Consider the following 24,189-nt stretch of genomic DNA (forward strand, 5'->3'; position numbering starts at 1 on the left):
GCAGCCTAGGCTGCCTTTCTTCTTTTGTGGACATCAAAGATGCTCAGCCCTTCATCGCCAGCCCCAGCCGCTCGATCGTGACTTTCTCCTTTTGGAAGGTCTCGCGGATGAACTTGGTGTATTCCTCGGTGCCCATGTAGATCACCGACTGGTCGTATTTGTCGAAGCTGGCCAGCACGGCCGGGTCTTCCAGCGTCTTTTTGAAGGCGTCGTGCAGTTTTTTGACCACGGCCGGGTCCATGCCTTTGGGGCCGCCGATGCCAAATGGTGAATCCGACACGGTGTCGTAACCCAGCTCATTGAGCGTGGGCACGTTGGGCCAGCGCTTGGTGCGCTTGCTGCCGTAGGTGGCCAGCAGGCGCAGGGTGCCCGCTTCGACATGCGGTGCCCAGCCGGTGGCGTCGCTGTGGGCGTTGATGTGACCGCCCAGCAGGGCCTGCAGGCCGTCCGAGCTGCCTTTGAATGGCACATGTGAGAGTTTGATGCCGGCCTTGCCCGCAAACTCTTCGACGGCCAGGTGCGGCGTGGTGCCGTTGCCGGTCGAGCCATAGGTGAACTTGTCGGGATTGGCTTTGGCGTAGTCCACCAAATCTTTGATGGTTTTGAACGGCGAGTCGGCCTTGACCACGATGCCGAAGGTGTAGCCGGTCAGGCAGGCAATGTAGGTGAAGTCCTTGAGCGGGTCGAACTGCATTTTTTGCATGTGCGGCAGGCGGGCCACACCGATGGTGAACTGCGACAGCGTGTAGCCGTCGGGTGCGGCGCGTACCAACTCGTTGGGGCCGAGCATGCCGCTGGCGCCGGGCTTGTTTTCAATGATGACCTGGCTGCCCAGCGCTTTCCCGGCGCTTTCGGCCAGGGCGCGCATGACCGCGTCGCTGGAGCCGCCGGCAGGCCAGGGGCAGATCAGCTTGATGGGTTTGGCCGGAAAGGCCTGGGCTTGCGCCAGTTGCGGCCAGACCGCCACAGCGGCTGCTGCTGCCGTGGCCTGTACAAAACTTCGGCGGCTCGTGTGGGGTGCTTTCAATGCGTTCTCCTTAAGGGGGCAGTGGTTGGTGCCTGCTGTAGACCCTCTGATTCAAAAAGAACTGGCCCAAGCCGACAAGAGGGCAAACCTTGAGCGGATGCATTTGCCGTCACTTGTGGGACTTCCATTGGCGAGCAGGGGCTCGCTCCCACAGCGGCAAGCCCAAGGCTTGCCAGCACAAAGGCTGGCGCTTGTGTTCAGTCGCCCATCACCACACCCTCGCGGCGCGGGTCGGCACCGCCAAACCAGCCGGTGGGTGTGCGTTCGATGGCTTGCAGACCGCTGGTCATGTCCATCTCGCGCACCTCGTGGCCCCGGGCTTTGAGGGCGTCGACTGTGCTGGCCGGAAAGCGTTTTTCTTCGAGCAGGGTGGGGCCGTTCAGAGAGCCAAAGTTGGGCAGGTTGACGGCTTGTTGTGCGTTCAGCCCCCAGTGCAGCGTGCCCGCCAGCAGCTTGGCGGTGTAGTGGATGATCAGCGCCCCGCCCGGGCTGCCGCCGCTCATGACGAGCTGGCCGGTGGACTGGTCAAACACCAGCGTGGGCGACATCGACGAGCGCGGGCGCTTGCCGGGCTCGACCCGGTTCGCGATGGGGCGGCCTTGGGCATCGGCCGGTGCAAAGCTGAAGTCGGTCAGCTGGTTGTTGAGCAAAAAGCCGCCGGGTCGGGCGGGGTCGGTGGTGACCATGCGGCGCGAGCCAAAACCCGCTTCGATGGTGGTGGTCATGGCCACGGCGCGCCCTTGGCCATCGACCACGCTGATGTGGCTGGTGCCGTATTCGGTTTGCGCGGGCATGGGTGCCCAACTGGTGCGGGTGCCTGTGGGTTGGCCCGGCTGCGCGGTTTTCATGGACTGCGCGCCGATCAGCTGGCTGCGTTGGCGCAGGTAGTCGGGGGCCAGCAGGCTGCGCCAGTCGCCAGCGGGGGCGTGCACAAAGTCTGGGTCACCCAGGTATTGCGCCCGGTCGGCAAAGGCCAGGCGTGAGGCTTCGGTGTAGCGGTGCAGCCAGTCGGGCGAGGGCAGGCCGTTTTGTAGCTCGGGGTCTTGTGCCCGGGTGTGGCCCAGCAGCCCCAGAATTTGCCCGATGGCCACGGCCCCCGAAGACGGTGGCGGAAAGCCGCAAATGCGGTAACTGCGCACGGTGATGGCTTTAGCATCGGCTTGCGCTGCGGGCGGTGTGTGGTCAAAGCACAAGGCCGGGCGCTCTTTGGCTTGGTAGGTTTTTAAATCGGCCAAGCTCAGGCTGCCGGGGCGCGGCGCGGACTGCGTGCGCTGCACGATGGCCTGAGCCACCGGCCCTTCGTGCAGGGCCACGCTGCCTTCGCGGGCCAGGCGGCTCAGCACTTGGGCCAGTTCGGGGTTTTTCAGGACATGCCCGACGGGCCAAGCTTGGCCTTGGGGGCCGTAAAAGTAGGCGGCGGCCACCGGGTCTTTTTTGAGGTGCGGCTCACTTTTCAGCAGCGTGTGCAGGCGGGGGCTGACCTTGAAACCTTGCTCGGCCAAGGCGATGGCGGGCGCGAACAACTGCGCCCAGGGCAGCACGCCGTGCTGGCGGTGCACGGCTTCGAGCATGCGCACCGCGCCGGGTACACCCACCGAATGGCCGCTGAGCACCGCCTCGTCAAACGGCAGGGGTTTGCCCCCTTCGCCCAGCAGCATGTCGGGGCGGGCGGCGGCTGGGGCTGTTTCGCGCCCGTCGTGCGCGGTGACTTTCTGGCCGTCAAAGTGCATCAAAAAAGAACCGCCGCCAATGCCGCTGGACTGCGGCTCCACCAGCCCCAGCACCATCTGCACCGCAATCGCAGCATCGACCGCCGAGCCCCCGGCCCGCAGAATTTGGTAGCCCGCATCGGTGGCCAGCGGGTTGGCCGCTGCGACGGCAAATTTCTTCGTGGCCCACCCGGGCTTGTCGGTGTTGCCACTGGCCGCTTCGGGTTGATCGGGCACGCTGTACTGCCAGGCGGTGGAGGGGGCGGTGGCGGGGGGCGGGCTGGCGCAGGCGGCCAAAAGCGCCAGCGCGGCGAGGGTGATCAGGGACCGGGTGGCTGTCATGCGTTCTCCTTGGGTGAGCAGCGCCATTCTATGGATCCGGCCCTGTGAAGTTTGAAGTGAAAGCCTTGTCCTGGGTCTGGCGATCAGCGATGCGATCCGTGTGGGAGCCCCGCCCTCGGGGCGATGTCTGGTGGTTGGCGAGACGCCATCGCGGCGAGGGCGCCGCTCCCACAAAAAACGTTCATGCCAACACCATCGAGCCGGTTCAAGTGCGCCCAAACGACAACAGGCCCCGAAGGGCCTGTCGCTTGGAGGCCATCAGGGGGCTGATACCGACAGCCGCTGCATGTCTTGCACCGTTACAGCCAATGCGGTTGCCACCGGAGCTTGGCGCTCAGTGAAGATGCGTGACAACGCGCTGTAATACCAGAGGGTTCCCTCTTTTTTGGCGGTGAATCGGTCAAAGACTTGGGGGCCGATGGCCGGATTGAGCAAATCGTCCAATATGGCGCGCGCATTGCTGAGTTTGTCGCAGCCACTGACCATGAGCACATCCGCGCTGGCCTGTGCCAGGTGCGACAGATAGGCTTGTTTACGTTCGGCCCACGGCGCTTTTTCGCCTGCCGCATCGGGCACGCCATCGGTGCAGCCTTCCACCATAGCCAACACGCGAGGGCCGAAAATTTGTGCAATTTCGGGCGCAAACTGCGGGCCGCCATCTTCCAGCACGTCGTGTAACAAACCAGCGATTTGCTGATCTTCGTCGCCGCCAAACTGCGCCACCAAACCGGCCACGGCCACTGGGTGGGTGATGTAGGGAATCGGGGTGCCTTTGCGATTTTGGCCCTCGTGTGCGCGTGCTGCGAGGGCGATGGCTTGGGTGTAGCGTGGGGTCATTTCAGAACACTCGTTGGTTGAATTGAGGGGGTTACTGCATCAAAGGCAGCGTACTGGCCAGTTTGTCGAGCACCGTTTGCATGTTGGGCACGCACCCGGGTTATTGGCTGGCTTTGCAGGCCCAAAGCGATTTGTGGAAAGCCACAGAGCGGGCCAAAGAGCGCCCACCCATTGGGCGTGTGCCTTTGCCGCAGGGCCTGGCAGCCGATTGATGTGCAGTGGATAGCCACAGTTCCTCAGACCAGCGGTCTCCTTGAGGCGTGTCAGTCCCTTAAAACACGCTGCTGCAAATGGGTTCTGAAGTGACGCCGTGTGTGGATGAACAGGTGAACCACCACGGTTTGGTCGTCGAATTCATAAATCACACGGGTTTGGCGAACCAGGCGTTGTCTGAAATGGGGCAAACCCAGGGCCCGAAGCTCTTCCAGTGGCGTGCCACTTTCGGGGTGCTCCCCGATGTCGCGCAGTGTGTTTTTGAATTCTTGATTGACCTCTTGCCAGACGGTTTGGCCAAAACGTGTGATGACGTAGCGCTGAATGTCCCGAAAGTCAGGCTTGGCGGCATCCAGAATCTGGATGCGCCGTGTCATGGTTGTTGATCCATCTCTGCAAAAAAGGCGTCCATGTCGCTCACGCGGCCTTGCGCCAGTTCTTTTTGGCCCATGGACACCAACTTGAGCAGCGCAAAAGTTTCTTGCTGCCTTTCATATTCGGCAATGTCCATGACCACCATCTTGGCCTCTCCGTTCTGGGTGATGATGAGAGGCTCCGGGTTGGTGGCGAAGTCTTTCACAATCTCTGCAGCATGGCTCTTGAGGTAAGAGATGGGCTTGATTTGCGTGGACAGGCTCATGGTGGAACTCTTTGAAGTTTGATCGGACCAAATATAGATCAAATTCTTGCCGGATGGGCGGATTGTCCTCGAATGACCAGCCGACCGCCCGTGCTGCGGTCGGCTTGGTGGCCTTTCAGTTCACTTCGGAGCCAGACGAATCGCGCCGTCCAGGCGGATCACTTCGCCGTTGAGCATGTCGTTTTCAATGATGTGTTTGGCCAATTTGGCGTAGTCTTGCGGGTTGCCCAGGCGGCTGGGGAAGGGCACGCCTGCAGCCAGAGCGTCTTGCACTTCTTGCGGCATGCCAAACAGCATGGGGGTGCCGAAGATGCCGGGGGCAATGGTCATGTTGCGGATGCCGTTGCGGGCCAGGTCGCGGGCAATGGGCAGTGTCATGCCGACCACGCCGCCCTTGGACGCGGCATAAGCGGCCTGGCCGATCTGGCCGTCGTAGGCGGCCACGCTGGCGGTGCTGATCAGCACGCCGCGCTCGCCTGTGGCTTCTGGCTCGTTTTTGCACATGGCTTCAGAGGCCAGGCGGATCATGTTGAAGGTGCCCACCAGGTTGACCATGATGGTCTTGGTGTAAACGGCCAGGCTGTGTGCGCCGTTTTTGCCCACGGTTTTTTCGGCCGGGGCAATGCCTGCGCAGTTGACCAGGCCCATGAGTTTGCCCATCGACACCGCTTGGGTCACCACGGCCTGGCCGTCGGCTTCGTTGCTCACGTCGCACTTGACGAAAGCGCCGCCCAGTTCTTTGGCCACAGCTTCGCCTTTTTCGGCCTGCATGTCGGCGATCACGACTTTGCCGCCGTTGGCCGCCAGCATGCGCGCCGTGCCTTCGCCCAGGCCCGAAGCGCCGCCGGTGACGATGAAAACCTTGCCTTGAATGTCCATGTTGATCTCCTGAATGTGATTGACGTTACGTCAACGTCAATTATGCACATGGGCCCCAGCGGCTGACCTGACAGCGGCGTCCGGCATTACGGGTTTCAAGGTAGTGGACTACTTTGAAGCTTGGATAGTTTTGCCCTTTGCTCCCGCCTAGCATGGACTGCACTGGGGGTCACTTGACCGGGGCGATTCAACGGAGGAGATCGGCATGGCATCAGACATTGCGTGGGACAAACAGGGTTCATTACCCGTGGACGACAACTGGCGTCGCGCGTCCGAGTTGCTTGATTCGGCGGGCATCCACCTGGGGGGGTACAGGCCTTGGGACATGCGGGTGCACCATCCGGACACCTTCGACCGCATCCTGTCGCGCGGCAGTCTGGGGCTGGGCGAGAGCTATGTCGATGGCTGGTGGGATTGCGATCAGCTGGACGAGTTCATCACCCGCATCTTGCGGGCACGGCTGGACGAGCAGGTGGGGCGTGCGGGCTGGCTGTGGGCCTCCTTGAAAGCACGCTTGACCAATCTGCAGTCGCAGCAGCGCGCCTGGCAGGTGGGGCAATTGCATTACGACCTGGGCAACGATTTGTACGAAGCCATGCTGGACCCGTCCATGGCCTACAGCTGTGCTTATTGGCCGGTGGCCCAAACGCTGGGGCAGGCACAAGAGGCCAAGCTGGACCTGATTTGCCAGAAGCTGCAGCTTCAGCCGGGCATGACGCTGCTGGACATTGGCTGTGGCTGGGGCAGCTTGATGCTGTTTGCGGCCCGCCATTACCGCGTCGAGTGCGTGGGGCTGACCGTTTCCAGGGAACAAGCCCGGTTGGGCATGGAAAAGGCGCGGGACTTGCCCGTGCGCTTTGAGCTGTCCGATTACCGGCAGTTCAACCCGCAGGGTGAGCAGCGTTTTGACCGGGTGGCTTCAGTCGGCATGTTCGAGCATGTGGGCCACAAAAACTACCGGACCTACTTCGACATGGTCAGGCGCAGCCTGCGCGACGATGGCCTGTTTTTGCTGCACACCATTGGCAAAAACCGCGCCGGGGCCGGGATCGATCCGTGGATCGAGAAATACATTTTCCCCAATGGGGTGCTGCCCTCGGCATCGGAGATTGCTTTCTACAGCGAAGACACGTTTGTCCTGGAGGATTGGCACAACTTTGGCGAAGACTACGACAAAACGCTGATGGCCTGGCACGCGCGTTTTGAAGCGGCCTGGCCCGAGTTGAAAGCCCATTACGGCGAACGCTTTTACCGCATGTGGCGTTATTACCTGCTGTGTTGCGCAGGCACTTTCCGCGCCCGTGACAACCAGTTGTGGCAGGTGGTGTTGTCGCCACGGGGCCACGCCGGAGGCTACCGCAGGCCACTGATGTGACCGACCGCCGGGCCAGCCCGGTGGTTTTTTTACTCGTTGTGGTTCATCTTGTGCACGAACATGCGCACAAAAAAGGCGGCCATCAGCAACACGATGACGATCACGGCCAGGCTCATCAGGCCGTAGTCGGTGGAAAACAGGTCGATCAACATTTTCATGGGGCTTCCTTTTGTTGGTTTTGACAGTTCACTGTGCCCCCAATGGCCTGAAAAAGCGCTGATGCAAGTCAAGAACCGGGCGCGAAGCCGTGCTTCAATGCGCTTTGTCTTTTTTCAGCCTGGAGCTTCGCCCGACATGACCGCCTTTTCGACGCTTTCTTTGTCTGTGTCCGCCCGGATTTTTTTGAGTCTGGGGGCGCTCAGTGCCTGCACCAGCGTGGTGTTCAGCGCCGCGTTTGCGCACTTGCCTGTCTTTGCCGGGGGCGTGCCCACAGCGGTGCAGACCGCCTTGAGCCAGCAGCAATTTCATTCTTTGGGTTTGTTGATCACCGGACTGGTCGTTTGGGTGTGTGGCTGTTCGCGCTGGTGGCTGGCGGCCGGTTGGCTCATGCTGGCCGGTTTGCTGCTGTTCAGCTTCAACCTGTATGCGCGGCATGTGCTGGGTTTTGACGCTTTGCGCGTGGCGGTGCCCTGGGGGGGCGCGGCCTGGATACTGGCCTGGCTGAGTCTGGGCGCAGGTTTCATCAGCCGACGCGGCAGCAAAACCGGCGCGGCTTGAAGCCGAAGGTTTTGCCTATCGGCTCCATAAAAACTACTCATGAGTGAAAACCCTAGGCTGAATTATGATTGCTACCAATGAGTTTTCTCATTCGATAGTTTTTTTAAACCAACCCAAGGAAATGACCATGTCCCTGATTAACACGCAAGTTCAGCCTTTCAAAACCCAAGCCTTCCACAACGGCAAATTCATCGAAGTGACCGAGCAAAGCCTCAAAGGCAAGTGGAACGTGTTCATCTTCATGCCAGCGGCTTTCACCTTCAACTGCCCTACAGAAATCGAAGACGCGGCTGACAACTACGCTGCTTTCCAGAAAGCCGGTGCCGAGGTCTACATCATCACCACCGACACGCACTTCTCGCACAAAGTCTGGCACGAGACATCGCCTGCGGTGGGCAAGGCCAAGTTCCCATTGGTCGGTGACCCTACACACGCCCTGACACGCGCTTTTGGCGTGCACATCGAAGAAGAAGGCCTGGCACTGCGCGGCACCTTCATCATCAACCCCGAGTTGACCATCAAGACCTTGGAAATCCATTCCAACGAAATCGCCCGTGACGTGTCGGAAACCCTGCGCAAGCTGACCGCTGCCCAGTACACCGCCGCCAACCCCGGCCAAGTGTGCCCCGCCAAGTGGAAAGAAGGCGCCAAGACTTTGGCTCCTTCCATCGACCTGGTCGGCAAGATCTGATCCTGCCAGCAGCCTTCCTGTAGGAGCCAGCCCTGCTGGCCCTTGCTCGCGATCGACCCCTGATCGCTTGCAGGGCAAGCTCCTACAAGACCCCTGCAATGCAGGGCGTTGAGCGCAGCGCACACAGGCCACAAGCCGTGCGTGCGTTGCCCTCAGCGATTCCCACCAAACCCTTTTTCCAAGGCCTCGCCACAAGCGCGGGTCTGGGATGTGTGCAGCCTGAAACAGGAGAAAACCATGCTCGACGACACCCTCAAAGCCCAATTACAGCAATATCTGGCCTTGCTGCGCCAGCCGATCCGCCTGATCGCGTCGCTGGACGACAGCGAAACCGGCACCGACATGAAGAGTCTGCTGGACACCATCGTGGGCCTGTCCGACAAGGTCACCCTCGACACCACGGGCAACGACGCTCGCAAGCCGTCTTTTGTGGTGGTGCGCGAGGGTGAAACCGAAGGCGTGCGCTTTGCCGGTTTGCCGCTGGGCCACGAGTTCACTTCCTTGGTCTTGGCATTGCTCTGGACGGGTGGCCATCCGCCCAAAGTGGAGCCTGAAGTGATCGACGCCATCAAAGCCCTGGACGGCGACTTCAGCTTTGAGGTCTACATGTCTTTGAGCTGCCACAACTGCCCTGACGTGGTGCAGGCCCTGTCGCTCATGGCCATCTTCAACCCCAAGGTCAAGACCGTGGTGATCGAAGGCGGTGCCTTCCAGAAAGAAGTCGAAGAACGCCAGATCATGGCGGTGCCCATGGTCTTTTTGAATGGCCAGGTGTTCGGCTCGGGCCGCATGAGCGTGGAAGAAATCGTGGCCAAGCTCGACACGGGCGCAGCGAAGCGCGAAGCAGCCAAGTTGGACGCCAAAGACCCGTATGAAGTGCTGATCGTGGGCGGTGGCCCCGCAGGTGCAGCGGCTGCCGTGTATGCAGCCCGCAAAGGCATCCGCGTGGGCGTGGCCGCCGAGCGTTTTGGCGGCCAGACCAACGACACCATGGCGATCGAGAACTACATCTCGGTGCTGGAGACCGATGGTCCCAAGTTTGCCGCCGCGCTCGAAGCCCAGGTGCGCCACTACGGCGTGGACATCATGAACCTGCAGCGGGCGGACAAGCTGACCCCCGCCGGGGCAGACGGCTTGGTGCACATCCAGATGGAAAACGGTGCGACGCTCAAGGCCAAGACCGTGATCTTGTCGACCGGTGCCCGCTGGCGCAATGTGAATGTGCCCGGCGAAGCCGAGTACAAAAACAAGGGCGTGGCCTATTGCCCGCATTGCGACGGCCCGCTGTTCAAGGGCAAGCGCACGGCCGTGATCGGCGGCGGCAACTCCGGCATCGAGGCGGCGATTGATTTGGCCGGTATCGTGGAACACGTCACCGTGATCGAGTTTGCCGAGCAACTCAAGGCCGACGCGGTGCTGGTGAAAAAGCTCCACAGCCTGCCCAACGTGACAGTGCACACCAACGCCCAAACGACCGAGATCACAGGCGACGGCAGCAAGGTCAACGGCATCCGCTACAAGGACCGTGCGACGGGCACCGAGCACCATGTCGAATTGGCGGGCGTGTTCGTGCAAATCGGCTTGGTGCCCAACACCGAGTTCTTGAAGGGCACGGTAGAACTCTCCAAGTTTGGCGAGATCATGGTGGACGCTAAGGGCCACACCAATGTGCCCGGCGTGTTCGCGGCCGGTGACTGCACCACGGTGCCCTACAAGCAGATCGTGATCGCCGCAGGCGAGGGGGCCAAGGCCGCATTGAGCGCGTTTGATCACCTGATCCGTTCGTGATCGGTTGCCGGCTGTCAGTCGCGAGGCTGACACCGGACGCTTGGCTGGAGCCCTTGTGGGAGCGAGCCTCTGCTCGCGAATGCTTGGTTTTTGCCCATTAAGGCATTCGGCTGCAAGGGCAGCCTCCCACACAAAAACCACCAGCCCGACCGCCGAGTGTGGTGTCCTCTTCCAACTTTTTCGCTCTCGATCGGCTGATGCGGCAACAAAAAACCGGACCTTGAGTCCGGTTTTTTGTGGCTGCTCACTTCGTCAAAATCAGCTTGCCTTGCCGGGTGGTCTGCAGACGATAAACCTCACCCAAGTGCTGGATCAGCACCATGGCCTGGTCGCCAAACAGATCGCGGCTTTCGAGGGTGCGCGGTCCGCAGGGCCTGGTTGCTCTGGGCGCTGAAGCCGTCTGCAGCTCAGGCGCGCTCAAATTGGCGGTTGTGTGGCTTGTGGTCGTGGCGTTGGGGCCGTTGGCGGCTGCAACAGGCGGCTTCATGCTCATGGCCTGTTGCCTTCGGTGACAAAGCCGATTTTGGCCAGGCCCGCACGTTGCGCAGCGGTCATGGCTTCGGCCACGTATTCATAGGCCACCTTTTTGTCGCCTCGAATGTAGAGCTGGGGTTGCGGGTCTTTGGCTGCGTGTTCGCGCAACGCAGCTTCCAGCGCGTCGGCGGCCACAGGTTGTTTGCCTAAAAAGAACGCACCTTGGCTGTCGATGGCCAATTGCAGGTTGTCGGGCGGCGTCTGGTCGCGGCTGCTGCCGGTGCGGGGCAGCTCCACCCTCACCGCGTGCTGCACCACCGGGATGGTGATGATGAAGATGATGAGCAAGACCAGCATCACGTCCACCAGGGGCGTCATGTTGATCTCGTTCATCACGTCGTCGTCTTTGTCGTTGATTTCAAAGGACATTTTTGGCTTCCTTGCAGGCGGTTCGGGCGTTCATTGGCCAGTGTGGGGCTGGCCGACATGGGTTTGCCCCATGGCTTGTGACGACGGGGTCACGCGGGCACCGGTCACGTAATAAGCATGCAGATCGTGTGCAAAGCGGTTCATGCGGGCAATGATGAATTTGTTGCCGCGCAGCAGCGCGTTGTAACCCAGCACCGCCGGAATGGCCACAGCCAGACCCAGCGCCGTCATGATCAGCGTCTCGCCAATCGGCCCTGCCACGGCGTCAATGCTGGCGTTGCCGCTGGTGCCGATGCTGACCAGCGCGTGGTAAATGCCCCAGACGGTGCCAAACAAACCCACGAACGGGGCGGTCGAGCCAATGGACGCCAAGATGGCCAAGCCGTTTTGCAGGCGGCTGGTGTGGTCGTCGATGCAGTTGCGCAGGCTGCGCGTGACCCAGTCGCTGATGTCCAAGCGGTCGTGCAATTGCTTTTGCGCGGCCAAGTGGTGCTCGGTGGCTTCTTGGCCCACTTGGGCCAGCGTGTGGAACATGTTGTCCGGGCGGTGGCGGAGCACGGCCAAGCCTTCGGCCAGGCTGGTGGTGTGCCAGAACTGCTCGCTGCCCAAGGCGCTTTGTTTGTGTTTCCACACGTCCAGCGCCTTGAGCACGATGACGACCCAGCTGATGACCGACATGCCGATCAAGGCGATGAGGATCAGGCGGGTGACCGCGTCGCCTTGGGTCCAGATGTGGGCGAGGCCAAATGATTCGGGCATGAGAAAAACTCCTGTGAATGGGATGGGAAAAATGGGTGAGGGACGGCTCGCACGGGGGGCTGATCAGTCCAGCACAAAGCGGATGGGCACGTTGAACCACATGGCCTCGGGCGCTCCGTTGCGTTTGCCGGGCACAAAGCGCCAAGCTTTGACGGTCGTTAAGGCTGTGTCGTCCAGGCGGGCATGGCCGCTGGAGGTGCGGATTTCGGCTTTTTCTGCGCGGCCCTCGGTCGTGATCAACACGCGAATGACCACGGTGCCTTCTTCGCCCATGCGTTTGCTTTGGCGCGGGTAGGGCGGGGCGGGGTTGTTCAGGTAGTCGGCGCTGGTGGACGGCAGGACCACAGCCACTGCTGCTGCGTTGTTGGCAGATCGTTGGTTGCCTGCCGGCGGTGCGGCCTGCGTGGCAGGTACAGGTGCAGGTGCAGGTGCAGGTGCAGGTGCAGGTGCAGGTGCAGGTGCAGGTGCAGGTGCAGGTGCAGGTGCAGGTGCAGCGCTTGGCACGGTGGGCGCGGTATCGCTAGGGGCCGTGGGTGACAGGACAGGTGCGGGTCGCATCTGAGGGCTGACGGGCTTGGCCTGAGGCTGCGGCTTGGGTTCTGGTTTTGTTGGGGGTTGGATTTGGATTGGGGGTCTCGCCGGCACCGGTTTGGGGGCGGGTGGTGCGGGTGGTGCGGGGGCATCCATGACCACGCTGGCCATGATCACGTTGTCGGGCTCGCTCGCTGGGACCACGCTGGTCAACACACCGCTGCTGAGCAACCAGGCCACGCCAACGTGGCCCAGCATCACCGCACCGGTCACGCGCCAGGTGCGGCTTGGGTGAATGCGGTCGGGCTGACGCATCGGGTCTTCAAAATGGGCTGCTTGCATCAAGGGGGGCTCAAAGGAAATCAAGAGACATCAAACGGACTCCAGAGGCCACAAGCGGTCGATGCCAATGTCTTGGATGTGGGCGCAACCCGTCAGGGCCATGGTGGCCTCGAACTCGTCGCGCATCAGGCGCAGCACATGCGCCGCGCCGCGAGCGCCCGCATGGGCCAGGCCATACAGGGCGGGGCGGCCGATCAGGGCCGCATCGGCCCCCAGCGCCAGCGCCTTGAACAAGTCGGTGCCGCGCTGAATACCGCCATCGACCAGCACCAGCGCTTGCGGGTGGTGTTGGCGAACGGCTTGGACGATGCGCGGCAGCAACTTGGCCGTGGCGGGCAGGGTGTCCAGCACGCGGCCACCGTGGTTGCTGACGATCACGCCTGCTGTGCCCAGTGTCACCGCTTGCACGGCGTCTTGGGGGTGGGTGATGCCCTTGAGCAGCACGGGCAGGCGGGTTTGGCCGATGAGCCACTGCACATCGGCCCAAGTGGGGGCAGCATCGGCCAAGCCCCCGCACAGGCCTGTGCGGGGTTTGATTTGGGGGGCGGAGGTCGGCCAATGCACCGCCTTCACGCCTTCGGGCAAAGGCATGCCGTGGCGGCGTTCGCGGTCACGCACGCCGTGTACCGGGGCATCCACGGTCAGCACCAGGGCTTGAAAACCAGCGGCTTCGACTTGCGCCAGCAGCTCGCGCAGGGCACTCCGGTCGGCCAGCCAGTACAGCTGAAACCACAAGGGGCCGCGCTCCTTTTCTGCCACGGTCAAAGCGGCCACGTCGTGCAATGGCGTGCTGGTTTGGTGCGACAGCACCATGCCGCAGCCTTGCGCGGCGGCGGCCAAAGCCATGCCCGATTCGCCCTCTGGGTGCGCCCAGCGCTGGTACGCCATGGGGGCTACCAGCAGCGGCATGGGCCATTCGCGCCCCAGCAGGCTGCATCGGGTGTGGCCGCCGCGCAGGTCTTGCAACACGCGGGGCGACAAGCGCAGGTTTTGCCAAGCGGCCACGTTGTGGCGCAGCGTGATCTCGTCGCCCGCGCCGCCGCTGAAATAGGCCCACGCCGCCTCACCCAGCGCCGCTTGCGCGGCGTGCTCGTGGTCTTGCAGGGTGACGATGGGCGTGGTCATGGTGTGTGCGGGTGAGAGGGCAAAGGCAAAGGCAAAGGCAAAGGCAAGTCAGGGCCGTTCAAGTGCTGGCCCACTGGCGCAACAGCTGGTGATAAACCCCGGTCAAAGCCGTGGTCTCGGGCGTTTCGCCGTGTTGTTCGCGCAGCTGGAGCAGGTTCATGTCCAGGTCAAACAGGATGCGGCGCTGCTCGTCGCTGCGCACCATGCTCTCGACCCAGAAAAAGCAAGCCAGCCGCTGGCCGCGTGTGACGGGCGTGACCTCGTGCAAGGTGTTGCCGGGGTACAGCACGGCATGGCCTGCGGGCAGCTTCACGCGGTGAACCGCGCTCTGGTCTTGCACGCTCAGCTCACCACCTTCGTAGTCGCCTGGGTCGTTCAAAAAGACGGTGCACGACAAGTCGGTGCGCACCCGTTGGCCATCGGCTCGCAGGCGAATGGCGTTGTCGATGTGCCAGCCGTAATGGGGGAATTCGGGGGTGTAGCGGTTGATGCGCGGTGTGAAAATTTTCAGCGGCAACGCGGCTGAAAAGAAGGTGTTTGATGCGTCCAGCCCTCCGAGCACCGCGTGGCGAATTTGCGCCGCCACCTGGTGGTCGTGCGGCAGTTGCAGGTTGTCTTTGACCGTGCGGGCTTGGGGGCCCGCACTGCCCCGCCCGTCGGCCCAGTCGGATTCGGGCAAGGCCAGCAACAGGTCGCGGGCCTGGCGCACGGTGTCCGCGCTGAGCAATTCGGGCAGAAAACGGATCATGAAAAACCTTGGTCTTGGCGACTTAGAACTTGTACGACGCGGTGACTTGCGTCATCCGGCCTGCACCCGGGATGTAGTGCGCGGGATACAAAGCATCGGCATACAGCTTGTTGGTGACGTTGCTCATGTTGGCCTTGATGGTCAGGGCATCGCTGTAGGCGTATTCGGCCATCAGGTCACCCACCACAAACGAGGGCACTTCAAATTCAGAGCGAGTCGGTGTCTGGCGACCCCGGAAGGTCAGGCCACCGCCCACACGCCATTGGCTGCTGACTTGGTACGTGGTCCAGGCGCTGCCGCTGTGCACGGGGGTCAGGGCCGGACGATCGCCTACCCGTTCACCCGCTGTGGCTTGGCTGCATGAGCCTGTGGCGGGGCAGGGGGCTGCCTTGGTCACTTTGGCATCCGGCATCCAGGTGAAGGAGCCAAACACTTCCCACTTTGGTGTCAGGCGACCGGATACATCGATTTCCAGGCCAGAGGCGTAACGGCTACCCGTCAGCGTGACCACGGACAACAAGGGGTCGGTGTTGCGCTCGTTTGTCTTGACGGCACGGAACAAGGCCAGGCGGGTGGTGAAGCGTTTGTCGGTCGAGTCGAGCTTGGCACCGAGTTCGAAATTCTCAGATTGCTCGGGCGGCGTGTCCACGTTGGATGCACCCAAAGAATAGGTGTCGCCCGAGGTGTTGAACGAGGTGCCATAAGAGAAGTGAAACGACTGCAAGTCGTTCGGCTGGAACAGCACGCCTGCCCGCTTGCTCCACTCGCCGACCTTCATGCGGTAGCTGGTTTTGGCACCGTTGTCGGTGGCGTTGGGCGGTGTGCCAAACGTGTCGTAGTCCCCTGTCAAGCTGTCGTAGCGCAGGCCACCCAGCAGTTTCCATTGGGGTGCGATTTGCACCAGATCTTGCACATATGCGCCCCAGCCCGTGCTGCTGTACTGGTTGTTCACGCGCAGCACGCGGGAGCTTTCGTCCACCCAAGCGCCGTCATTGGGGGTGCCGATGGTGGTTGGGGCTTTGGTGATGGTCGCACCGCCTTGGGTGCCCGCAGAACGTGCGGCGTAGACGGTTTTGTCTTCGGTGGCCATGTCAAAGCCGGTCAACAACTCGTGTTTCAAGCCCAGCGCCTGGAACTTCTTGCTGAAATCACTTTGCACATGGAGCGTGTCCATGTCCTGAATTTTCAGGTTGTTGCCCCGGTTGATGACCGTGTCGGCGCCGAAGCTGGCCAAACTGACGGCCTTGCCATCGGGTTGGCTGGCCGCATTGGCAAACCGCACCGTGCCGGCCCGCTGATCGCGCTCGTATTGCCCCTTGCGGATTTGCGTTTTCAGTTCGCTGTCGGCCGAAAAACGGTGCGTGTGGCTGGCGCTCAGATGCGTGGCACTGCCCGCGTTGTAGTCGCTCGCCATGCCGTAGTAGGCACTGGGGTCCAGCGGCAAAACGGTTGACTCGAGTGCAGAGGAAGTGGTGTTCGGACGAATCCATGGCAAGCCGTAGTTCATGCCATTGTTGTTGTTCAGGTGGTACAGCCCGGCCTGGAACTCGTCTTGTTCGCCAATGCCCCAGCGATAAGTGCCCGCAATGCCTTCTTTGTCCAAAGAGCTGCCCGAGCCGTTGTTGTCGGCTTGGGTTTTCATCACGTTCAGGCGCAGCGCGGCGCTTTCGCCCGTTTGCTTGTTGAAATCGCCCACCCAGCGCACATGGTTGTGCGAGCCCAAGGTCAAGTCCACTTGGCTTTCGTCCATCAAGCGCGGCGTTTTGCTGACCTGGTTGACTGCGCCGCCTGTGGAGCCACGGCCAAACAGCATGGAAGCCGAGCCGCGCAACACTTCGAGGCGGTCCAGGTTGAAGGTGTCGCGCTCATAAAAAGCGGGGTCGCGCACGCCATCCACAAATACATCGCCTGTTGCCTGGAGAGAAAAACCGCGCAGACGGATGTCTTCTTCGCCGCCTTCGGCTGCCAAAAAACTGATGCCAGCCGTGTTCTTCAATGCTTCTTTGAAGGTATCCAGGTTGCGGTCGTCGATCAGCTTTTCGGTCACCACGGTCACCGATTGCGGAATGTCGCGCAGGGCTTGTTGGCCTTTGCCGATGCGGGTTTCGGTGGCGCGAACGCTGTTCTTGCCTTCGGCGATGTCGGCTTCAGCCTTGCCCTTGACCGTCACTGTCTTGAGGGTCTTTTCTTCGGGCTGGGTTTGCGCCATGGCGTAAGGCGTGGCCGAGAGGGAGCCGGCCAGCATCATGGCGGCCAGGGGCAACAATTTGGCCGGGGGCTGCGTGTTTTGGACGTGCTTGTTTCTTTGAGTCATGGTGATGCGAGTCATTGATTCCGGACCAAAACCGGAGGAGGGCGAAGTCAATGGCTGGCTATCACCACCCGGGCGGGTGCCCGGTGTGAATGGCTGGCTGACGGAGAAATGGCAGGCGCCAGCGGCGACTGCCAGTTGGCGTGTTTACTTGAAGCCGACCCGGTCCAGCATTTGCTGGACCTTGATCTGGTTCATGCCCACGGCGCTGATCGGGATCAGCTCGCTTTTGAAGCTGCCGCCGGTCATGGCTTTGAGGGCCGGGTTGTCAAAGCTCACGCCTTTGGCGGCGGGCCATTCGTTGTTGCCATTGGCAAAGTGGTTTTGCGCGGCGGGGCTGGCCAGGTATTCGAGGAATTTGACCGCGTTGTCCTGGTTCTTGGCATGGCGGGCCACAGCCCCCCCGGCCACGTTGACGTGCGTGCCCCAGCTGCTTTGGTTGGGAAAGACCACGCCGATTTTTTCGGTCACGGCTTTGTCGGCCGGGTTGCTCGATCGCATCATGCGGGCCAGGTAATAGGTGTTGGTCACGGCCACGCCACATTCGCCCGCGGCCACGGCCTTGATCTGGTCGGTGTCGCCGCCTTTGGGGCTGCGCGCCATGTTGTCCACCAGGCCTTTGAGCCAGATTTCGGTTTTTTGCGGGCCCAGATGCTCGGTCATGGCGCCGAACAGGCTCAGGTTGTAAGGGTGCGAGCCGGAGCGGATGCACAAGCTGCCTTTGAGTTTGGGGTCGGCCAGTTTTTCGTAGCTGTCCACATCGGTTTTGCTGAACTTGAGCTTGTCGTACACCACCACGCGTGCCCGTGTGGACAGGCCAAACCAGGCAGTGCCGCCGTTGTCAGCCGGCTTGGCGCGCAGGTTGGTGGGGATGGCGTCTTCGAGTTTGGCCGATTTGATGGGCATGAACAGGCCATCGACTTCGGCACGCCACAGCCGCGCGGCGTCCACCAGCAAAATCACGTCGGCAGGAGAAGCCGAGCCCTCGGCCTTGAGGCGAGCGAGAATACCGGCATCGTCGGCGTCGACCCGGTTGATCTTGATGCCCGTGGCTTTGGTGAAGTCGCTGTACATCACCTCATCGGTCGGGTAGTGACGGGCCGAGTAGATGTTCAGGACTTTGTCTTGCGCCATGCCTGATGCAGCGGTCAAAAGACAGGCGATGCTCAAAAGGGATTTGGAAAATGTCATGGTCTTCACGTTGGGGTGTGGGCGATGGTGCGAGTTTAATTCAAATGCGAATAATTATCAATAAGATTTGAGGAAATCATGGAGAGATTGCAGGGACATAGCGGGGGGCGTTTCGACAAACAGCCTGTCAAGGCCAACCAGACTCGGGCCTGGCGTCGCGTGGGCATGGTGCTTGTGCTGGGCGTGCTGAGCGCCTGCAGCAGTTTGCCCCCCACGTCCTCGGTCGAGGTCACCTCGCCACCCGGCCCCGAGCGCCGAGAGGTGCGTCTGGGTCTGGCTTTGGGCGGTGGTGCTGCGCGTGGCTTCGCCCATGTCGGGGTGATCCAGGTGCTGGAAGAGGCCGGATTGCGCCCCACGCATGTGGTGGGCACTTCGGCGGGCAGTTTGGTGGCCGCGATGTACGCCAGCGGCAAAAGCCCGGCTGAACTGGTGCGTGTGGCCGAGTCCATGCAAGAAGCCGAGATCACCGACTGGATGCTGCCGATCTTGAACCGGGGGGCCTTGCGGGGTGAGGCGCTGGCCAAGTACGTGAACACCCAGGTGGGGGGCAAAAGCCTGGAGCAGATGAAGATTCCTCTGGGCATTGTGGCCACCGATTTGGGCAGCGGGCAGGCCATCACGTTCCGGCGTGGCAACACGGGGTCGGCGGTGCGGGCGTCGAGCGCTGTGCCTGCGGTGTTTCAGCCGGTGCGCCTGGGTGAGCGTGAATATGTCGATGGCGGTCTGGTGGCGCCGGTGCCGGTGCGACAGACGCGCGAGATGGGGGCCAATTTTGTGATCGCTGTCGATATTTCCAGTGACCCCGCGGGCAACCCTTATGGCGACACGTTCCAGATACTGATGCAAACCTTTGCCATCATGGGTAAAAGCATCAACACGCTGGCTTTGAAAGAGGCCGATTGGGTGATTCGCCCGGCGTTATCGGGCGTCAAAAGTGCCGACTTTGGTGCCCGTTTGCGTGCGATCGAAGCGGGCCGAGCGGCCATGCGCGAGGCGCTGCCCGGCCTGAAAGCGCGGTTGGCACAATTTGAATCAGGTCACTGAGCCTGCCGTTCCGGTGTGAATGCGGGTGTTCAGCTTGATCACCGGCGCTCGAGCGATGACGATGTGGCCCCCTCGTGGGGTGGCTCGCTTGTTGCGCGTTTGTGGGGTTCACGGCGCATAAAAAAAGGGCTGATCTGTCGATCAGCCCTGGAAGGGATCCCTGTTTCCCTGACGAAATTCAAAGAGATCCGAGGAGACAACTTGCAAAAACAAGCGGCAGGTCCTTGCAAAACCTGCCCACTTTGAAAAATTACTTCTTCTTGGCAGCCTTGGGTGCAGCAGTCTGTGCCACAGCGGCCAAGTTGGTTTCGGCCAAGTCAGTGGCTTGCTTGACGGCTTTTTGCACGGACTCGAAAGCGGTGTTGGCCGCAGTCATGGCACCCTTCATCATGGCCACAGCTTGCTCGGAGCCGGCAGGGGCGTTTTGAGCGGCGCTGTCCACCAGATTGGCGAATTGCTTTTGAGCGGCTGCGGCCTGGGCTTCGAAAGCCTTGGTGAATTCGCTGCTGGTGCCAGAAGCGATGTCGTACAGGTGGCGGCTGTAAGCGGCGGTCTTCTCAGCCAGGGGCTGGAACAAGTTGGCTTGCATGGCCAGCAGTTCCTGGGCGTCTTTCACGCTCAGGGCAGTTTGGGTGTTGTTGGCGGAGTCGTCCAGGGCGGCCTTGGCCACGCTCAGGTTCAACTCGACCATTTTCTCCACGCCTTCGAAGGCTTTGGCGGTCAGGCCAAACAGGGTTTCCACGTTGGCTTTGTGCGAGGCGACGATTTGTTCAGCGGTCATCATGAGAATCTCCAGATTGGATTTAAGTTCAGGTTTCAGGAAGACTGCGCCGTAACTGGCCGGGGCCGTACAACTTTGTTGCAGTGCAGCATGATTTGAATTTTAGGGTTTCCACCGGGTATTGCAAGGGTATGGGCCTGCATCGGGCTCAGTTTAGAGAGGGTTTTCTAGAATCGGGGCCCTACCAGACCCCAGCATGCACGCCTACTACGCCGACCACTTTGTTTTGCCTTTGCCCGAAGGCCACCGTTTTCCCATGCGCAAGTACAGCCGCTTGCGCGATCGCCTGACGCAAGAGCTGCCCGACGTGCTCATGCGCGAGGCCCCGGCCGCGAGCGACGGCGAGCTGGCGCTGGTGCACACGCCAGCCTACATCCAGGGCGTGGCCACGGGCAGCCTGGAGGCGGCTTTGCAGCGCGAGATCGGTTTCCCCTGGAGCCCGGCCATGGCCGAGCGGGCTCGCCGCTCGGTCGGCGCCACGGTGGCTGCCGCCCGCGATGCCTTTGCCCAGGGCGTGGCGGGCAATTTGGCAGGCGGCACGCACCATGCTTATGCGCACAAGGGCGGGGGCTTTTGTGTGTTCAACGACATTGCGGTGACGGCCCGCCTGATGCAGGCCGAGGCCTGGCGGCACCACCGGCAAAAACTGAAGGTGGCGGTGATCGACCTGGATGTGCACCAGGGCAATGGCACGGCGCATATTTTTGCGGGCGACCCGAGTGTGTTCACCCTGTCGCTGCACGGCGAAAAGAACTTTCCTTTTCGCAAGGAGCCGAGTGACCTGGATGTAGGCCTGCCCGATGGCTGCACCGACGAGCCGTATCTGGCCGCATTGCACCAGGCGCTGCAAACCCTGCAGGACCGTTTTGACCCCCATCTGGTGATTTACCTGGCCGGGGCCGACCCGCACGAGGGCGACCGGCTCGGGCGGCTCAAATTGACAGCCGACGGCATGCAGGCCCGGGACCGGGTGGTGATGGACTGGGCCTGGCAGCGCAGGCTGCCGGTGGTGCTCTGCATGGGCGGCGGCTATGGCCACGACATCGAGACCACGGTGCAGGTGCAAATGCAGACCTGGGACGTGGCTTTGGGCTATTGGCAACGCTGGCACAATCTCGGGCGATGAACACCCCTGCCACCCCCGCCACATCTTCCACTGTTGCCCCCGCCAAACCCCAACCGGACGCCCGCAGCAGCTACAAAGCATTTCGCGCCATCAGCACGCGCTGGATGGACAACGACGTCTACGGCCATGTGAACAACGTGGTCTATTACAGCTGGTTCGACACCGCCGTGAACGCCACCCTGATCGAGCAGGGCGTGCTGAACATTCACACCGGCACCACCATTGGCTTGGTGGTGGAAACCCAGTGTTTCTACTTCGCGCCGCTGGCGTTCCCTCAAACCATCGACGCGGGCATCCGCGTGGCCAAGCTGGGCACGTCCAGCGTGCGCTACGAGGTGGGCCTGTTCGCGCAAGGCGAAGACCTCACCGCCGCCCGGGGCCATTTTGTGCATGTGTACGTGGACCGCGAGACCCATCGCCCTGTGCCCCTTCCTGCCGCACTCAAAACTTTTCTGGAGACATTGACATGAGCATTTTGGACATCGGACCGCAGGTCAGCACCCGCGTGAACGACCCGGCCAGCGTGGACGCGGCCATTTTGAGCCGTTTTTCGGCCCGCGCCTACCTGCCCCAAGCGGTGGACCGCAGCGTGTTGCAAGAGGTGCTGAGCGTTGCGGCGCGCTCGCCCAGCGGCACCAACACCCAGCCCTGGAAGGTCTATGTGCTGCAAGGCGCCAAACGCGACGAGCTGGTGGCCAAGACCTGCGCCGCGCACGACGCCATCAGCGCGAATCCGGCGCTGGCCTCTGACTACGCCGAGTCTTACGACTACTACCCCGAAAAATGGGTCAGCCCCTACATCGACCGCCGCCGCGAGTGCGGTTTTGGCCTGTACGGCGTGCTGGGCATCGGCAAGGGCGACAAAGCTTTGATGCACGCCCAGCACCAAAAGAACTTCCGCTTTTTCGACGCGCCCGTGGGCCTGATCTTCACCATCGACAAAGTCATGGGCCGGGGCAGTTTGCTGGACTACGGCATGTTCTTGCAAAGCATCATGGTCGCCGCCCGCTCGCGGGGCCTGCACACCTGCCCGCAAGCGGCGTGGAACGGCTTTTCCAAAATCATCTTGCCCCATGTGGGCGCGGGCGAGAACGAGATGGTGGTCTGCGGCATGGCGCTCGGTTATGCCGATGAGTCTGCGTTGGTGAACACCTTCCAGACCACCCGTGTGGCTGGCCAGGACTTCACCCATTGGGTCGAATGACCTGCTTCTTTTAAAGACAAAGGCCTGAATTGGGATTCGAAGCTCTCGCGCTGCAACTGCTCAATGGCCTGAGCCACGCCACCACCTTGTTCCTGATGGCCTCCGGGTTGACGCTGATTTTTGGCGTGACCCGGATCGTCAACTTTGCGCACGGCAGCTTCTTCATGCTGGGCGCTTTGTGGTCGGCGCATGCGGTGACGAACGGGTGGCCCGCGATGGCCGAGACGGCTTGGGGCTATGGCGCGGTCATGTTGATGGGCGCGTGTGTGGCCGCCTTGCTCGGGGCTGTGACCGAGGTGCTGTTGCTCAAACGCATGCGCCACGCGCCGCAGCTCTACCAACTGGTGGCCACCTTTGGCCTGACGCTGGCGCTGCACGACGCGATGCGCTGGTTCTTTGGCCCTGAAGAGGTGTTCGCGCCGCGCTTTCCGGGCCTCAAGGGCGCGATTGAACTGGGCGAGTCGTATTTCCCGACCTGGCAACTGTTCACCCTGGCGCTGGGCCCTTTGGTCTGGCTGGGCTTGCACCTTTTGCTCACGCGCACGCTGTGGGGGCAGCGCGTGAAAGCGGCCACCCAAGACCGCGAGATGCTCGCCGCGCTGGGCGTGAACCCCGCGCCGCTCATGTTGGGCGTGGTGATGCTGGGCTGCGGTCTGGCGGGGCTGGCCGGGGCGCTGCAGCTGCCGCGCGAGCCCGCGCATTTGCAAATGGATGTGAACGTGGTGGTCGAGACTTTTGTGGTGGTGGTCACTGGGGGCTTGGGCAGCATTGGCGGGGCTTTTGTGGCGGCGGTGCTGATTGGCGTGATCCATGCGCTGGGCTTGAGCTTTTTCCCGCAGGCAACTTTGGTGCTGGTGTTTTTGACCATGGCCGTGGTGCTGGTTTGGCGGCCTCAGGGCTTGGCCGGGTCTGCGGCCCATGCTGAGCAGCGCGAGAGCGTGCCGGTGTTTGCGCTGTGGCCTGTGGCGGGCTGGGGCCGGGCGCTGTTGGTGGCGGCCTTTGTCGGCTTGACCGCGCTGGCCTGGGGGCAGGGCGACTACGGCCGCAGCCTGGCCGAAGACGTGATGGTGATGATGCTGTTTGGCCTGAGCCTGCAGTGGATGATGGCTTTGGGCGGCCTGGTCAGCTTTGGCCATGCGGCGTTTTTTGCGCTGGGTGCTTATGGCGCAGCGCTGGCGCACCTGCATTGGGGGGCGAGCTTGCCTGCGGCTTTGGCGGCAGGCATGGCGCTGGCGCTGGCCGTGGCCTTGGCTTTTGGTGCCTTGGTGGTGCGCAGCAGCGGGGTGTATTTGGCCATGCTGTCGCTGGCGCTGGCGCAAATGATCTGGGCGGGTGCCACGCAGTGGGTGGGGCTGACGGGGGGTGACAACGGCCTGATCGGCTTGCGTTTGATCGCGCCCGAGTCGCGGGCCTTGTGGGATGCGCTGCTGTGTGCCTTCATGCTGCTGGCCTTGGCGGGCATGGCCCGTGTGGCCCGCTCCAGCCGAGGCGCGGCTTTGCAGGCTGTGCGCGATGCGCCGCTGCGCGCAGCGGCCAGCGGTTTGCCGGTGCAGGCCTTGCGCTACCAGGTGTTTGTGGGCAGCGCCACTTTGGCCGGGCTGGCCGGGGGCTTGTGGGCGGCGTTTAAAGGGGCGGTGTTTCCGTCGGTGGCCTCGGTCGCCATGTCGGTGGATGCTTTGCTGGTGATTTTGCTGGGTGGTGTGCACCAGCTGTGGGGCTCGGCCGTGGGCAGTGCGCTGCTGGTTTGGGGTGGGGCCGAGTTGGGGCAGGGTCTGGACTATTGGCGCGGTGTTTTGGGCCTGGTGATCATGGCCGTGATGGTGTTGGCCCCGAGTGGCGTGCTGGGCGGTGTGCAAATGTTGTTGGCCCGGTTGCGGCCCATCAAGGGGCGAAGTGCATGAGCCCG

Annotated in this window: 26 protein-coding genes; 10 read left to right on the forward strand and 16 right to left on the reverse strand. The window is 62.1% G+C overall.

The features are described from left to right. Positions 1-43 precede the first annotated feature (43 nt). The 3 genes from B9Z47_RS14755 to B9Z47_RS14765 form a co-directional block, all read right to left on the reverse strand. The gene (locus tag B9Z47_RS14755) at positions 44-1,027 is read right to left on the reverse strand and encodes a tripartite tricarboxylate transporter substrate binding protein (protein ID WP_108331993.1); all 984 of its coding nucleotides are present in this window, start codon (positions 1,025-1,027) and stop codon (positions 44-46) included. 197 nt (positions 1,028-1,224) lie between these two features. Next, a complete protein-coding gene (locus B9Z47_RS14760; RefSeq protein WP_233253828.1) occupies positions 1,225-3,078 on the reverse strand; it encodes a gamma-glutamyltransferase family protein in 1,854 nt (617 codons plus the stop codon). 258 nt (positions 3,079-3,336) lie between these two features. Beyond that, entirely contained in the window at positions 3,337-3,915 is a 579-nt protein-coding gene (locus tag B9Z47_RS14765; RefSeq protein ID WP_108331995.1) for an HD domain-containing protein, read from the reverse strand. Positions 3,916-3,995: 80 nt separating this feature from the next. On the opposite strand from B9Z47_RS14765, the gene B9Z47_RS19130 reads away from it, so the two are divergent. Next, complete coding sequence (locus B9Z47_RS19130) at positions 3,996-4,127, forward strand: hypothetical protein (RefSeq protein ID WP_255418471.1); 132 nt, start codon at positions 3,996-3,998, stop codon at positions 4,125-4,127. Positions 4,128-4,178: 51 nt separating this feature from the next. On the opposite strand, the gene B9Z47_RS14775 is transcribed toward B9Z47_RS19130, so the two are convergent. The 3 genes from B9Z47_RS14775 to B9Z47_RS14785 all read right to left on the reverse strand — a co-directional run bounded on the left by B9Z47_RS14775 (position 4,179) and on the right by B9Z47_RS14785 (position 5,647). Next, a complete protein-coding gene (locus B9Z47_RS14775; RefSeq protein ID WP_108331996.1) occupies positions 4,179-4,505 on the reverse strand; it encodes a type II toxin-antitoxin system RelE/ParE family toxin in 327 nt (108 codons plus the stop codon). Beyond that, positions 4,502-4,768: a type II toxin-antitoxin system Phd/YefM family antitoxin gene (locus B9Z47_RS14780; protein WP_108331997.1), complete on the reverse strand. Its 267-nt coding sequence runs from the start codon at positions 4,766-4,768 to the stop codon at positions 4,502-4,504. Before B9Z47_RS14780 ends, B9Z47_RS14775 begins: the two co-directional genes overlap by 4 nt. A 120-nt stretch (positions 4,769-4,888) precedes the next feature. Next, positions 4,889-5,647, reverse strand: coding sequence for a 3-hydroxyacyl-CoA dehydrogenase (locus B9Z47_RS14785; protein ID WP_108331998.1), 759 nt, complete (start codon positions 5,645-5,647; stop codon positions 4,889-4,891). 205 nt (positions 5,648-5,852) lie between these two features. Between B9Z47_RS14785 and cfa the strand changes: the two genes are divergently transcribed. Next, positions 5,853-7,022 carry a cyclopropane fatty acyl phospholipid synthase gene (cfa, locus tag B9Z47_RS14790; protein WP_108331999.1) on the forward strand — a complete coding sequence of 390 codons (1,170 nt, stop codon included), beginning with the start codon at positions 5,853-5,855 and terminating at the stop codon, positions 7,020-7,022. Positions 7,023-7,051: 29 nt separating this feature from the next. Here cfa and B9Z47_RS14795 read toward each other — a convergent pair whose 3' ends face one another. Next, positions 7,052-7,180 (reverse strand): DUF3149 domain-containing protein, encoded by a 129-nt coding sequence (locus B9Z47_RS14795; protein ID WP_199226421.1) that lies wholly within the window; start codon positions 7,178-7,180, stop codon positions 7,052-7,054. Positions 7,181-7,316: 136 nt separating this feature from the next. Here B9Z47_RS14795 and B9Z47_RS14800 point away from each other — a divergent pair, with 136 nt between their 5' ends. The 3 genes from B9Z47_RS14800 (at position 7,317) to ahpF (ending at position 10,218) form a co-directional block, all read left to right on the forward strand. Continuing rightward, positions 7,317-7,739: a DUF423 domain-containing protein gene (locus tag B9Z47_RS14800; protein WP_158271700.1), complete on the forward strand. Its 423-nt coding sequence runs from the start codon at positions 7,317-7,319 to the stop codon at positions 7,737-7,739. A 127-nt stretch (positions 7,740-7,866) separates the two neighbouring features. Further along, the gene (ahpC, locus tag B9Z47_RS14805; RefSeq protein ID WP_108311844.1) at positions 7,867-8,430 is read left to right on the forward strand and encodes an alkyl hydroperoxide reductase subunit C; all 564 of its coding nucleotides are present in this window, start codon (positions 7,867-7,869) and stop codon (positions 8,428-8,430) included. Positions 8,431-8,667: 237 nt separating this feature from the next. Beyond that, positions 8,668-10,218, forward strand: coding sequence for an alkyl hydroperoxide reductase subunit F (ahpF, locus tag B9Z47_RS14810; RefSeq protein WP_108332052.1), 1,551 nt, complete (start codon positions 8,668-8,670; stop codon positions 10,216-10,218). 244 nt (positions 10,219-10,462) lie between these two features. On the opposite strand, the gene hemP is transcribed toward ahpF, so the two are convergent. The 8 genes from hemP to B9Z47_RS14850 all read right to left on the reverse strand — a co-directional run bounded on the left by hemP (position 10,463) and on the right by B9Z47_RS14850 (position 18,128). After that, positions 10,463-10,711 carry a hemin uptake protein HemP gene (gene hemP / locus B9Z47_RS14815; RefSeq protein WP_233253829.1) on the reverse strand — a complete coding sequence of 83 codons (249 nt, stop codon included), beginning with the start codon at positions 10,709-10,711 and terminating at the stop codon, positions 10,463-10,465. Beyond that, positions 10,708-11,121 (reverse strand): biopolymer transporter ExbD, encoded by a 414-nt coding sequence (locus B9Z47_RS14820; protein WP_108332001.1) that lies wholly within the window; start codon positions 11,119-11,121, stop codon positions 10,708-10,710. Before B9Z47_RS14820 ends, hemP begins: the two co-directional genes overlap by 4 nt. Before the next feature lie 30 nt (positions 11,122-11,151). Further along, a complete protein-coding gene (locus B9Z47_RS14825) occupies positions 11,152-11,880 on the reverse strand; it encodes a MotA/TolQ/ExbB proton channel family protein (protein WP_108332002.1) in 729 nt (242 codons plus the stop codon). A 63-nt stretch (positions 11,881-11,943) separates the two neighbouring features. Continuing rightward, complete coding sequence (locus B9Z47_RS14830) at positions 11,944-12,753, reverse strand: energy transducer TonB (RefSeq protein WP_233253830.1); 810 nt, start codon at positions 12,751-12,753, stop codon at positions 11,944-11,946. A gap of 30 nt (positions 12,754-12,783) precedes the next feature. Beyond that, a complete protein-coding gene (locus B9Z47_RS14835) occupies positions 12,784-13,878 on the reverse strand; it encodes an alpha-hydroxy acid oxidase (RefSeq protein WP_108332003.1) in 1,095 nt (364 codons plus the stop codon). Between the two features lie 58 nt (positions 13,879-13,936). Then, positions 13,937-14,626, reverse strand: coding sequence for a Fe2+-dependent dioxygenase (locus tag B9Z47_RS14840; RefSeq protein ID WP_108332004.1), 690 nt, complete (start codon positions 14,624-14,626; stop codon positions 13,937-13,939). Positions 14,627-14,648: 22 nt separating this feature from the next. After that, positions 14,649-16,940 (reverse strand): TonB-dependent siderophore receptor, encoded by a 2,292-nt coding sequence (locus tag B9Z47_RS14845; RefSeq protein ID WP_108332055.1) that lies wholly within the window; start codon positions 16,938-16,940, stop codon positions 14,649-14,651. A 144-nt stretch (positions 16,941-17,084) separates the two neighbouring features. After that, on the reverse strand, positions 17,085-18,128 hold the full coding sequence (locus B9Z47_RS14850; RefSeq protein ID WP_108332056.1) for an extracellular solute-binding protein: 1,044 nt from the start codon (positions 18,126-18,128) through the stop codon (positions 17,085-17,087). Positions 18,129-18,293: 165 nt separating this feature from the next. Here B9Z47_RS14850 and B9Z47_RS14855 point away from each other — a divergent pair, with 165 nt between their 5' ends. After that, complete coding sequence (locus B9Z47_RS14855; protein WP_108332057.1) at positions 18,294-19,172, forward strand: patatin-like phospholipase family protein; 879 nt, start codon at positions 18,294-18,296, stop codon at positions 19,170-19,172. Positions 19,173-19,422: 250 nt separating this feature from the next. On the opposite strand, the gene phaP is transcribed toward B9Z47_RS14855, so the two are convergent. Then, positions 19,423-19,956: a TIGR01841 family phasin gene (gene phaP, locus B9Z47_RS14860; RefSeq protein ID WP_108332005.1), complete on the reverse strand. Its 534-nt coding sequence runs from the start codon at positions 19,954-19,956 to the stop codon at positions 19,423-19,425. A gap of 193 nt (positions 19,957-20,149) precedes the next feature. Here phaP and B9Z47_RS14865 point away from each other — a divergent pair, with 193 nt between their 5' ends. The 4 genes from B9Z47_RS14865 to B9Z47_RS14880 are packed head-to-tail and all read left to right on the forward strand — an operon-like array spanning position 20,150 to position 24,184. Then, complete coding sequence (locus tag B9Z47_RS14865; protein WP_108332006.1) at positions 20,150-21,079, forward strand: histone deacetylase; 930 nt, start codon at positions 20,150-20,152, stop codon at positions 21,077-21,079. After that, complete coding sequence (locus B9Z47_RS14870) at positions 21,076-21,549, forward strand: thioesterase family protein (RefSeq protein ID WP_108332007.1); 474 nt, start codon at positions 21,076-21,078, stop codon at positions 21,547-21,549. The genes B9Z47_RS14865 and B9Z47_RS14870 overlap by 4 nt, the downstream gene beginning before the upstream one ends. Then, on the forward strand, positions 21,546-22,283 hold the full coding sequence (locus tag B9Z47_RS14875) for a nitroreductase (protein ID WP_108332008.1): 738 nt from the start codon (positions 21,546-21,548) through the stop codon (positions 22,281-22,283). The genes B9Z47_RS14870 and B9Z47_RS14875 overlap by 4 nt, the downstream gene beginning before the upstream one ends. 29 nt (positions 22,284-22,312) lie before the next feature. After that, positions 22,313-24,184, forward strand: a complete 1,872-nt coding sequence (locus B9Z47_RS14880; protein WP_108332009.1) for an ABC transporter permease — start codon at positions 22,313-22,315, stop codon at positions 24,182-24,184. Positions 24,185-24,189 lie beyond the last annotated feature (5 nt).

Origin of the sequence: Limnohabitans sp. 2KL-1 (assembly GCF_003063435.1) — a bacterium.
In the GTDB taxonomy this organism is placed as follows: domain Bacteria; phylum Pseudomonadota; class Gammaproteobacteria; order Burkholderiales; family Burkholderiaceae_C; genus Limnohabitans_A.